An 11879-nucleotide genomic window follows, 5' to 3' on the forward strand; every position below is an offset into this window, starting at 1 on the left:
CCCCCACCCAGCCGCCCGCCGGACCCCTTAACCGCAAGCTCGAACATCCGCTGGGCGAACGGCACCGACAACGCGTAGGTCCCCGCACACGCGTCGTACGCCGCCCGGTAGTTCTCGTTCTCCTGCTTGTCCTTCACCGTGATGTACGGCGGATTTCCCACCACCACGTGATACGACCCCCGCCCCAGCAGGTCGACCCTTTTCGCGTACTCCCACACGTCCTCCGTGGCGTACGCGTACGCCTCCCCCTCCTCGCGCCCCACGACCGCCTCCGCGAACAGCGTGTCCAGGTCGGTTTGCATGCCGGCCGCGTCCCGGCCGTGCAGCAGCGAGTCACCCACGGCCACGTTGATCGGGAACGGCGGCACGTCCGCCAGTCGCCGCGCGCCCGCCGCGCGCATCGCGGCAACCAGGAGCCGGAAACGGGCGATGCTCGCGGCGAAGGGGTTCTTGTCGCAGCCGTGGACGGACTCCAGCACCCGGCGCACCAGCGTCCATGCGTCCGTACCGGGTTCCGCCTGGCGCCACTTGTCCAGCAGGCGGTGGAAAATGCCCAGCAGGAAGTGGCCGGAGCCGCACGCCGGGTCGATGGTGCGCAGGCCGCGGCGTTCGCGGCCGTCGTGGCCGGTCCAGGCGGGGTTGAGACCGAAGCCCTGCCCGTCGTCGGCGACCGCCGGTTCTAGGGTCAGGTCGAGGATGAACTCCTCTACGAATTCAGGGGTCTGGAGCAGCGCGTACGTCTTACGGGCGTGCTCGCTCAGGTCCTGGTAGAGGTCGCCTAGGAAGCGGGTGTCCCACTGGGGGTCGGTGAAGTCGTAGCGGATCTCGCCGTCCGCGCCCCAGCGGCGCCAGAACATCAGCAGTTCCGTCGCCGTCTCGTAGCCGGGGGTCAGGCCCCACAGCGGGTTGTGGCGCTCGTCGAAGAGGCCAGCGGCCGTCTCATTGGTGCTCGCCAGGTGGCGGAACGCCTCGATGAGCCAGTCGCGGTTGTTGTGGTGCGGATAGGTGCGGAAGTGGGCCTCGTGCCGGGCCTCCGCTTCGGCGAGGCGTTCGCCAGGACCGGCGAGGAACGGTTCGTCGATCAGGCCGTTGTCCTCGCAGAAGCGGACGAAGACGCAGCCCAACACCCACGCCACGGCGGCCTGCGTGACGCGTTCGTCGCGCCAGGCCGGGTAGGACAGGGCGGTGCGCCGGGCCTCCTTCGCCTCGCGCCACTCACGGTCCAGGCGGGTGCGGAACTCCTCCTCGGACTCGCTGCGCGATCGCAGATCGTCCTCCAGGTCGACGACCAGCTTCTTCAGGTCCTTGAGCAGGGCCGCCTTGTCCGTGCCCGTAGTCGTCACCGTCACTCTTCGCTTCCTTCTCCCTGCACCGCGTCAGCGCCCCACCGCGTCCCGAGCGGACCGGATCTCCCATCCTGCCGCACCCCCGCCTCCGTACGGCGGCCCAGGGTGGTCGCGATCTGGGAAAAGTGCCCGCAGCCGTCCTGATCACCTCGTTAAAGTGATCGTCGTGACGGCCTCGACACCCTCAGCGACACCGCCGCCCGCGTTCGCGACGGCGAGCAGGAACCACTATCGCGCGGCCACGCTGGCCGCCGAGAAGGACCTGCGGATATCCGCCGACCATCTGGCCGGGCTGGCGGCGGAGTGCGCCGTCAAGGCCATTCTGATCGATTTCCTCGGGTCCCGGCTCGATGTGTGGAACAAGCCGGAGCATCCGGAGGTGAAGTACCTGGACCGCTCCCGCAAGAAGCCGCAGTGGACGAACAAGCACGGGCACCTGCCGGAACTCTGGGAACACCTCACCGCCGTCGCCCACCGCCGCCGAGGGGGCGGGTCGGGAGCCTTATTCACTCAGCTCATCTGGAACAACCCGTTCGCCGGCTGGGACATCGGAGACCGCTACTGCGACGGCACCGCGATCACCGACACCGTCATCGGCCGGCATCTGAGGGCTGCGTACGACCTCATCGCCGCTCATGAGCAGGCGAGCATCCTGGGGACGAGGACCCGCACATGAGCAGTTCCCGCGTGCGGTTCGACACCGCCTGGCAGGCCGCCCTCGACCACGCGCAGCAGGCCGCCGCACAGTTCGGCACGGACGTCGTCGTCACCCGCGACGTGCTCGGCCGGGCCTGTCTGCTCCTCGACGACCGGCAGAGCCCGCTCGCGCACGATGATCCGGCCGTGGTGACGCTCCGGGACGCGTTCACCGCCGCCACCCGGCCCTTCACCGGGCTCGAACCGGTCCTCTTCGCCGACAAACTGTTCGCACCCGAGCTGTACTTCGACGCCGACGACCGTGTACCGGTCAGCCCCCGGCAGGGCTCCGGAACGGGCAGCGTGCACGTCCTGGAGCGGACCGTCATCGGCACCGACTGGGCCCGCAGCGTTCCCGCCCCGTCCGACGGAGCCGCGGGGCGCCGGGACCGGCGGGTGGCGCTGTACGGCTTCAAGGGCGGGGTGGGGCGCACCACCGCCACCGCCGTCCTAGCCAGGTACCTGGCCGGAACGGGCCGCTGCGTGCTCGTGGTGGACCTCGACCTGGAGTCCCCGGGCATCTCCAACCTGCTGGAGGACTCCGCCGGCATTCCCCGGCACGGCATCGTCGACCACCTCGTCGAGGCCGGTGTCGGCAACGCCGACGGGCTGGAGCTGGTGGCGCGGAGCACCGCGCTGCCGGTCAAGGGGAACGGAGAGGTGTGGCTCGCGCCCGCGGGCGGCTCGCCGCTGGAGGGCGAGCCATACGACTACCTTGCCAAGCTGAACCGCATCTACAGCGATCTCGCCGGGCTCAACCCCGGTGACGGCGAACGGCCGTTCGCCGCGCGACTGGAGCAGGCCATCGCCGCCTGCGAGGACCAGGTGACCGGGTTGTCCCGGGCACCGGACGTCGTCCTGCTGGACAGCAGGGCCGGCATGCACGACATCGCGGCGGTCACCCTGACCCATCTCAGCGGGCTCGCCCTGCTGTTCGCGGTGGACAACCCCTCCACCTGGGAGGGCTACAAGATGCTGTTCACGCAGTGGCAGCAGCGCCCCGCCCTGGCCCGGGAGCTGAGGGAGCGGCTGCGGATCGTGGCGGCCATGTTCCACTCCGCGGGGGACGCAAAGCGGCTGCCCGCCCTGCGCGACCGCGCCCAGGAGCTGTTCGCCGGCACACTCTACGACCAGCTCGACACGGACGAGGACGGCACGGACGACGAGAGCGACGAGCCGTATCACCCTCCGCTGGAGGACGACGACGCACCGCACGCCCCCGTCCCCATCCTCTTCGGCAACGACCTGGTGGGGCTGGACCCCCTGCGCAGCCGGGACTGGCCCGAGTTGCCATTCGTCGAGGCCGCGTACCGGACGTTCACGACTACGGTGGAGCGTCTGCTGCCAAACCCGCACCCCGCCCCGGAGTCCTCATGACCGCCGCCCCGACCACCGACGAGTACCGCACCCTGATCACCAGGGCCCTCGGTGTCGCGCTCGACGCGGACACGGACAACCCCGACCTGCGGCGGCTGTTCACGCCGTCCAGCCACCGCCTCGCGCTCGACCCGGACGTGACCGTGGTCCGCGGTGCGCGAGGCACCGGCAAGACGTACTGGGCGAAGGCGCTGACCGACCCCGAACTGCGAGAAGTGGCCGCCCGGTCGTACATGATGCCGCGGCTGCGGCGGGTCAGGGTCACGACCGGGTTCACCACGGGCGGCGGCAGCGACACTCCGTACCCGAGCAAGCGCAAGATCGCCCGTCTGCTTCGCGAGGTGACCGGTTCCGACGTCTACGAATTCTTCTGGTACGCGGTCGTGATGATGGCGCTCGGTGTACCCGAGATCGCGAGCATCCCCGACTGGGCCGACCGTATCCGGTGGGCCGGGGAGAACGAGGACGCGTACGAGGACGCCCTGCGGAAGGCCGACCGGGAAGCCCGGGACAGCGGTGAGACCCGCGTGCTGCTCTTCGACGCCCTGGACCATCTCCACGCGGACCGGGCGACCGCCGACCGGCTCGTGTCGGCGCTGTTCCAGGTGGCACTGGAACTGCGGCTGACCACGGGGGGGCTGCGCGCCAAGATCTTCGTCCGTCCAGACATGTACCACAGCGCGCCCAAAAGGTTCCCGGACGCCTCCAAGCTCGGGGCGAACGCGGCCGACCTGGAGTGGAGCCGGGAGAACCTCTACGGGCTGCTCTTCCACCGGCTGGGCAACGATCCGAGCCCCGAGGCGGAGAAGTTCCGCGCCCAATACGGCGAGTGGCGGCCGGAGGGCGAGGGGCGGTTCATCGCGCCGGTCGACGTGATCGCCGACGAGAAGTGCCAGGAGAAGGTCTTCGTCTCTCTGGCCGGCCCGTACATGGGCACCGACCGGCGCAAGGGCCACACCTTCACCTGGGTTCCGAACCACCTCCAGGACGGCAAGGGCCGGGTGAGCCCGCGGACCTGGCTGCTCGCCCTGCGCTCGGCCGCGGCCCTGACAACGGAGCGGTACGCCGGACACCCCCACCCGCTGCACTACGAGGCGATCCGGGAGAGCCTCCACGAGGCGTCGCGGGTCCGGGTGGAGGAGCTGACGGAGGACATCGCCTGGGCCGCCGCCGCCATAGAGCGGCTCGAGGGCGGGCAGGTGCCGATGGAGCCGTCGTACGTCCGCCAGTGCTGGGAGCGGGGCGGACTCGCCGAAGCCCTGCGCCGGATGCGGGAGGACGACGGCGAGAGCAGCGGTCCCCGTGACGCCGGAGACCCCTTCGCACTGATCGAGGAACTGGTGGACCTCGGCGTACTGACCGAACGAACCAGTGGCGCCCTGGACCTCCCCGACGTGTACCGGCTGGCGTTCAACATCGGCCGCAAGGGCGGGGTGCCCCGGAAGACCTGAACCATCAAGGTTGACAGATGGTCGGCCGGCGCCGTCATGCCGACGCTCAGCCCGTGCCAGCCGGCACCTGCAGCGTGTCCAGGAACTCCTGGTCCAGGTGCGCCCGTTCCCCGTCGCCGCCGATCACCTCCACCGTCCGGCCGTCCAGCTTCGGCTCCTGCGCACGTGTCTCCACCGTGCACAGCAGCCACAGGCCGTGCGGCGCGTCGGCGGGGCGGCGGGCCGCGTTCTGGAGCCGGACGAGGAAGGCGTGGCCGCCCTCCTTCCAGTAGCGGGCGACCAGGCCGGCGTCGTGCAGGAACAGCACGGTACGCGGCGCGTCGGCGCGGGCGAGCACCGCCTGCTCGACGCGCTGCCAGACCACCCGGACGAAGGACGCCAGTCCCGGCTTGATGCTGCCGGGGGTGGAGAGGCTGTCGGCGCGCAGGACCTTCTGCCAGTCCTGGCCCTTCTCCGTGGCCAGGGCGTGGAAGGCGGTAAGGAACACGTCCGACAGGTCGATGGCCCCGACGGGGAAGGCGGCTGCCACGGTCTCCGCCGCTCTCGCGAACGCGTTCGGCTTCACCGTGAGGGCGAGGAACCCGCCCCGCTCCGCCACCGCGGTCAGCCGCTCCCGCAGCGGGCCGTGCGGGTCCTCCCGGTCGGCCCGGGTCACGGGAGTGGGCGGCTGGTAGCTGGTGAGGGCGCCGGTGGAGCTCCACGGCCCCCTCGACTCCGGCGCCCTGGGGAAGAACTTCTCCGCCTCGTCGTCGTACACGAGGTCGAACCGCGCGCCCTCGAGGGCATCCAGCAATTCCACGTGAGTGGGTTCCCGGGAGCCCGACACCAGGTCCAGGCCCGGGAAGCGGGCACGCAGGCGGGCCACCAGCTCGGCCACGGTGATCCCCCGGTCACGGCGGACGCCCGCGCCCGCCTGGGAGATGCGCACCGCCCGTTCCAGACTCAGGTCACGCGGGTACAGCTCCAGCCGGGGCGTGGCCGCGACGCCGGGGGCCGTCGCGGCGGCCAGGGACACCAGACGGGTGTCGGCGAGCGGGGCCAGTCCGTCGGGCGCGGGCACGGACCGCAGGACACGCAGGACCTCGCCCCTGCCGGGCAGGGGGTCCTGCCGGGCCAGTCGTTCGGCGGCCTGGCCGAGGAGCGCCGCGTAGTCCGCCAGCTCGCGCGGACTGGGGTCGTCGGCGCCCGGCAGGGACTCGGCGGCGAGCAGAACGGTGTCGCCGCGCCGGTGCACGGCGAAACGGGGCTCGTGCTGCCCGACGGGGTCCTCGTCCTGGCGTTCGGCGGTCTCCGCGTCGGCGGCGGCCCGCACGACGGCCAATGCCCTGGCGAGCGTCCTCGCAGGGGTGTCCGCCCCAGCGCCGTGGCGAGCCCGGAGTTCGGCCGCGGCCTCGTCGGCGGTCATCACCCGGCCGACAGCTTCGACGATCTCGGTCAGCTCGGTGCGGACCGGGGCCAGCCAGTCGGCCTCGGTCCACCTCCTGATCTCGTTCCGGTGGTGGCGGGAGACGGAGGTCTGCTTGATGCCCAGATGGTCGGCAATCCGGGCCTGCACGGGCCATGCGCCGAGCGGGGACAGCCCGCCGTCGTCCAGGGGCAGGCCCAGGGTGAGGCGTACGACGTCGGCACGGTGGGAGCCCTTGCGGCCCGGCTCCGGGACCAGGAGCGCCGCCATGTCGTCTATCGACAGGATGCGACTCTCGTCGGAGCCGGGGGCAGCCTGTGGCGGGGCACCAGCGTCGGACGCCTGCCGGCGGGGGGGCTCGTAAGGCGCCGCCGGGCGCAGCGCTGTGGCCCACTGCTTGCGGCGCCGGTTGAGTTCCTTGCGGACCAGGGCGCCCGCGCCGCGCGCCTTGGAGATGGCGTACGGCTGGATGTCCAGCAGCTCCCCGACCGTCGTCGCCCCCAGTCCGCCGGCCACCGACACGGCACGCGGAGAGAGACCGGCGGCATCCAGCGGCGTCGTCAGGCCGGCCGCCGCGGCGGCCCGGTCGCGGGCCTCCTCCGGGTCGTCGGACGAAGCACCCACGGTGGAGGGGGTCGTGGCTGGCGCGGTCGCGTCGGCAGCACGGAACACCTCTCGCCAGACGTCCCACATCTGCCGCAGCGTGTCGAAGCGCTGTTCGGTGTCACGGTGCAGCGCCCGCTGAAAGAAGGCGGTGAGTCCCTCGCGCAGCGCGGGCTCGAACAGCTCCGTGGCGACGTGGAGTTCGGCCGACTCGTTGGTCAGCGGGTCCAGCTGCCCCTCGCCCCACAGCGGACGCTCACCACTCGCCATCTCGTGGAGGGTGACCGCGGCGGCGTACCGCTCCGCGTGGTCGTCGTAGTGGGCGCGGCGCATCGAACCAAGGAACGGGTCGAGATAGCCGCGTGTGCCGGCCTTCACGTCCCGGTCGGAGGCGTCCGTCAGGGAGAAGTCGAACAGCTTGAGCTGCCAGGTGCGGTCCTTGCGGCGCTGGATGCCGAAGTTGTCCGGCTTGATGTCGCGGTGGCGCACGCCCTGCGCGGCGAGCTGGTCCAGGGCATGGAACAAGTCGTCCGCGAAGCGCTCCAGCTCGTGGTAGGTGAGCCGCCCCTTGCCACGCAGTCGCTCCCCGAGGGACTGCGCGCCGGCGTACTCCAACTCCAGGACGGTGCGCCCGCCGAGCTCCCGCAGCCCCTCGCCGCGCAGTTGGACGACGGAGCCGCCGCCGACCTTGCGCAGCGCCCGCTCCTCGGCGCGGAGCCGCCCCGCCTTCTCCTCGTCGAGAGCGACCTTGAAAACGTGCTCGTCGACCTGGGTGCGGCCGTCCTCGTCCTCCGTGGCCCGTTCAACGAGCAGGGCGCGCGCGGTGGCGCCGGTGCCCAGGACACGGCGTACCGTCCACTCCGCGTCGAGCGCCTGCCCGGGCGCCGCTTCGAGCGGGTCGACGCAGGCCGCCGCCGGTGCGTCCGGGAGGATGCTGGCGCGTTCCGCCTCGTCCAGCAGGTCCAGGAACGCCTCGGCCGAGCCGAGCCGCTCGTTGACGTCGGCGCGGGTCGCCCGGAAAACCAGGTCGTCGAGCGTGTCGGGCAGGCCGTCGGTCACCGCGAACAGGCGCAGGCCACCGTCGCTGCGGAGCCGTTCGGCGAGGTCGCTGCGCTGGGTGGCCGGCGGGCGGCCGGTGAGGATCAGGTAGGCGACCGCGCCGAGGCCGAAGATGTCCAGGTCGGCCGGGTCCGCGTACGGCTGGTCCGACTCGGGGGCGAGATAGACCCGGGCCGCGTCCTCGATCAGGGCGGCGTCGAGGGCGGAACCGCCGATGGAGCGGAAGAACGTGGCGTTGCTGTCGAAGTCCCGCGCCGCCGTCTGCCAGTCGGTGATCCGCAGCTCCGGAGCCGTCCCGTCGGCCCGGAACGACACGTACACGGAGCGTGCCGCGAGCGCCCGGTGGTAGAGCGAGCGGTTATGCGCGTAACGGACCGCCTCGGCGAGCTGCCGGACCAGGTCCAGACGGATCTCGGGCGTCAGCCTGCCGCCGTAGGTGTCCAGGTAATGATCCAGGCGGAGATCACCGTGACGATGGCGGAAGAGGATCGCCGGTCCGCCCTGGTGCTCGCGGTAGTCGAGCGCGTCGACAATGCCGCGGTGAGTAATGCCCTGCAGCACCTGGTACTCGCGGCGCGCGGCCCGTTCGGTGGCCCTGCGGGCCGCCTCCGTCGCCATCTGGCTCACCAGATAGATGCGGACCCGGCCCTCCTCCTGGACGAGACCGTCGTCCCGGGTGGCCAGGCGGTCCTCCCAAGACGGCCCGGCATCCAGCGGGTGCGACTCCATCTTCCAGGCATCGCCGAAGCGGAGGTGGGCCGTGGACTGGCGGATCCCGATCGCCTTCAGCAATTGCGGCAAGGTGTGCCGCGAGAACTCCGGCGTGATGCGCCGGTCGGGACGGTCCGGGGGCAGACCGAGGAAGTCCTGCCAGATCCGCTTCAGGCCGCTGCCGCCGTCGTCACGGCCGTAGACCTTGATCTGCTGGACCTCGTCCAGGTGACTTTCCAGGTCGGGTGACGAGAGAAATACGGCAGGTTCGACCCGCGGGACAACTCGCTCGGAGAGGCCCAGTCTGCGGGCCGCCCACTGAAGCTGGCTCTTCAGCTCCTTGGACTTCAGGTCGGTCAGGTGCAGGGGGTTGTTGATGGTCCGCATGCGGTCGGAGCCCTGGAAGTTCCAGGTCGACCCGGTGTTGCGGAGCTGCCCCGGATGCCCCTTGATCTCGACGAGGAAGAGGCCAGCGGGAACGGCGACCAGCAGATCGCACTCGTTGACGCGGCCGGACATCGCGGTGAAAGAGAACGTGGCCCAGGCGCAGTACGGCTCGGCCTGCGGCATCAGCGCGCGCACATGGTCCAGTGCATCCTGCTCCCACGGATAGGGCGAGGGGCGCTCCTGGTACCACTGCTGGGCGGGGCGCGGCGGGCCCGGCTTGGGCGCGCCGGGTCGCTGCGCCGACATGCCTCCTTGACCTGTCACCGTCCGGCCTCCCCAGGCTTCCCTCACGGACCACGATGCAAAAGTGCCTGGTCGAGCCTATCGTGCGCGGAACCGGCCGAAAGCAGACTGAGCGGGCGCGAGACCCGGCTGCCGCCCGGCACAAAAGGGTCGCCATGCGGAAGGTCCGATCGTGCAGGGTATCGGTTCACGTCCCAGGCTTCATGTCTCCACCGACGGTGCGGGGGTGGTCGGGCACGCTGGGGCACGGCTACTGGCTGATCTCACCGATGCCACCGGGCTGATCAGCGCGTACTCAACCGCGTTGAGACCGCTTCGGCCACGCGGCACCGGCCATGACCCGGGCCGGATCGCTACCGAGCTCGCGGTGATGCTCCCTGACGGCGGCGAGACCATCACGGATCTCACCGTGCTGCGCGACCAGAGCGAGGTGTTCGGCCCTGTCGCCTCGACACCGACTGCCTGGCGGCTGCTGGCTGGCGTCGACGAACGCGTACTGGAGCGCCTGCGCTCGGCCCGTGCCCAGGCACGGGAAGTGGCCTGGCTCCACGCATCCGAGACTCGCCGCGCCATACCGGCGGCGAAAGACGGCGGACAGGAACTGACCGGCCTAGTCCTGGACATCGACGCCACGCTGATCACCTGCCACTCCGAAAAGGAGGCGGCCGCACCAACCTACAAAGGCGGCTTCGGCTTCCACCCCCTGGTGCGTTTCCTGGCCAACACCGGCGAGGGCCAGTTGCCGCCGGTTGGTTCTGCCCACTAGTGAAAGCTAGCCCAAAGTTAGGCAGTCTCCTCGCAGGGTGATGCAAAGTTCATGGAACTGGGCGCTGAATTCGGTTGTATTGACGCCGAGCGGCCCGTTCGGCCGGGGTACCGAACGCGGCTGGGCGACGTCAGGTCCGCCTGAACAACACCAGTCCTGCCGGTCTGGACCGGCAGGCTGCCGGGCTAGGGTTTGTACGAGATATGGGAGCCGAAGCGCGCGGTCTGAGAATCTGCCGTGGGTGCCCCAGCTGGGCCGTCCGAGAGCGGCCGGCAGCAGCCGCGAATAACTAACAAACGACCAAGAGGGCGCGGCAGTCGGACGCCCTCTTGGAGAAATCCCGCGCGCCGGACGCCGTGCAACGACGGACCAAAACTGGTCTGCGGCCGTGGACCATCTGTGGACTCCGTCCAGCCCCTTGCATGACGCAAGACCTCGACCAGCAACGATGCTGGGTTCCCGAACGCCCTCCGGAGCCGTGTGCGCAGGTTCGAATCCTGCCGGGGGCACCTTGTACGAGGTGCCAAAAGACCCCGCCACCAGCGAAGACGCTGAGTGCGGGGTCTTTGCGTATGCGCAGGCGTGTGTCGCCGAAAGTGGGCGTAGGACGGGGTCTGTGGACAATACGTGGACAGGATCTTGAGCCATCGGCCCAGGTCAGCCCCCGAAAACAGCGAAGGCCCCCGGACAGGTCCAGGGGGCCAGGATCGCAGAACTCCGCGGGCCGTCACTCGTACGCGCGCAGCAGGTCCTCGATGCGGCGGTTGGCGACCTCCTGCCGGCCGTCGATGCACTTGGCGTACCGACTCAGCAGCACCTCTGCACTGTGGCCGCCGTTCGGCAACCTCGGTGGCGTTCAGCCACGTCGAAGCCTCACGCGGAGGTCCTGGTGCCGGTGGAAGGTAGCGCCGGTCCGTCAAGCCTGTGCGCCCGATGCCGCTGGGTCGGCAGCGATGCGCAGCAGGAACTACACAGCAAGCGTCGCCAGCGCGGACGACCGGCATCGGTGGCGCCAAGCGCCACCAAGACAGTGCGGTCTGCAAGAAGGGGAAGACACCAGCCGACGCGAACGCCACTGGGGCCGCTGGCTCCTGGCCGGGCTGGCCCGGTATGCCTGACGACACGCCGGGCCCGCCGTATGGCGTTGGCTACCACCAGATGAGTACGTATCCGTTGGCGCCGTTTGCGGCAGGTGTGGCTGGAGTTTCCCTCGCGCCGTCACCGCCCAGGCTCACACCCGGCGGCGCGGGCACAATGCCGTTGACCCCCGGGCTGCCCCCCTGGCCGGCATTTGGTCCAGGGTTCTCGAAGGCGTAACGCTGGCCGGCCGCGCCCTGATAGGCCAACCCACCGGTCGGACAGTCCCCGTTCCCGCCGGGAGTGGGCACGGGGGGAAATGCGAAGGCCCCGCCGGCGCCGCCGTTGGCGCTCGCGAGTATCTGGCCGCCGGGGCCGCTCACGGTGCTATCCGACCCGGCTGTGCCGGGCATAAGCGGCGGCCCGCCGGTCCCGCCCTGACCGACGGTTACCTCGTACGCCGAACCCGGCTGCACGGGTACGGCGCACCAGGCGAGGCCACCAGCACCTCCGCCAGCGCCGACAGTGATGTCTCCGAGTAGTCCACCACCACCGCCGCCGGCGCCCCACAACTGGACGAAGACCTTGGTGACCCCGGCGGGCGGGACGAATTCCCTGCTGCTGGCGAATAGCAACAGGTCGTGCTCGGCACCGGGCCCGGGAGGACCAGGCGGTCCTGGGGGTCCTGGGGGTCCGGG

General features: G+C 70.7%; 6 protein-coding genes and 2 pseudogenes. 4 read left to right on the top strand and 4 right to left on the bottom strand.

What is annotated here, in order from left to right; genetic code table 11:
• Positions 1 to 1349 (bottom strand): BREX-2 system adenine-specific DNA-methyltransferase PglX (gene pglX / locus PV350_RS39040; RefSeq protein ID WP_500338189.1); only part of this gene is annotated, 1349 nt, incomplete at its 3' end.
• A 163-nt stretch (positions 1350 to 1512) separates the two neighbouring features.
• On the opposite strand from pglX, the gene PV350_RS39045 reads away from it, so the two are divergent.
• From PV350_RS39045 to PV350_RS39055, 3 genes are read left to right on the top strand one after another with little or no spacing between them, the layout of a single operon-like run.
• A complete protein-coding gene (locus tag PV350_RS39045) occupies positions 1513 to 2022 on the top strand; it encodes a hypothetical protein (RefSeq protein ID WP_500338190.1) in 510 nt (169 codons plus the stop codon).
• Positions 2019 to 3419, top strand: coding sequence for a KGGVGR-motif variant AAA ATPase (locus PV350_RS39050; protein WP_500338191.1), 1401 nt, complete (start codon positions 2019 to 2021; stop codon positions 3417 to 3419). Before PV350_RS39045 ends, PV350_RS39050 begins: the two co-directional genes overlap by 4 nt.
• Positions 3416 to 4870: a hypothetical protein gene (locus PV350_RS39055; RefSeq protein WP_500338193.1), complete on the top strand. Its 1455-nt coding sequence runs from the start codon at positions 3416 to 3418 to the stop codon at positions 4868 to 4870. The genes PV350_RS39050 and PV350_RS39055 overlap by 4 nt, the downstream gene beginning before the upstream one ends.
• Before the next feature lie 46 nt (positions 4871 to 4916).
• On the opposite strand, the gene pglW is transcribed toward PV350_RS39055, so the two are convergent.
• Complete coding sequence (gene pglW, locus PV350_RS39060) at positions 4917 to 9341, bottom strand: BREX system serine/threonine kinase PglW (RefSeq protein WP_500338195.1); 4425 nt, start codon at positions 9339 to 9341, stop codon at positions 4917 to 4919.
• Between the two features lie 166 nt (positions 9342 to 9507).
• On the opposite strand from pglW, the pseudogene PV350_RS39065 reads away from it, so the two are divergent.
• Positions 9508 to 10071 (top strand): annotated as a pseudogene (locus PV350_RS39065) (transposase); the annotation flags it as partial.
• Positions 10072 to 10831: 760 nt separating this feature from the next.
• Here the strand turns inward: PV350_RS39065 and PV350_RS39070 are convergent.
• Both PV350_RS39070 and PV350_RS39075 read right to left on the bottom strand, forming a co-directional pair.
• Positions 10832 to 10973: pseudogene (locus PV350_RS39070) on the bottom strand (tyrosine-type recombinase/integrase); the annotation flags it as partial.
• A gap of 279 nt (positions 10974 to 11252) precedes the next feature.
• The gene (locus PV350_RS39075; protein WP_500338197.1) at positions 11253 to 11816 is read right to left on the bottom strand and encodes a glycine-rich domain-containing protein; all 564 of its coding nucleotides are present in this window, start codon (positions 11814 to 11816) and stop codon (positions 11253 to 11255) included.
• Positions 11817 to 11879 lie beyond the last annotated feature (63 nt).

The sequence above is a fragment of the Streptomyces sp. PA03-6a genome (assembly GCF_033792765.1).
In the GTDB taxonomy this organism is placed as follows: domain Bacteria; phylum Actinomycetota; class Actinomycetes; order Streptomycetales; family Streptomycetaceae; genus Actinacidiphila.

Bases quoted from the DNA above. Each gene is read 5' to 3' on its own strand.
- PV350_RS39050 (WP_500338191.1), top strand. From the start codon at position 2,019: ATGAGCAGTTCCCGCGTGCGGTTCGACACCGCCTGGCAGGCCGCCCTC.
- PV350_RS39055 (WP_500338193.1), top strand. From the start codon at position 3,416: ATGACCGCCGCCCCGACCACCGACGAGTACCGCACCCTGATCACCAGG.
- pglW (WP_500338195.1), bottom strand. From the start codon at position 9,341: ATGTCGGCGCAGCGACCCGGCGCGCCCAAGCCGGGCCCGCCGCGCCCC.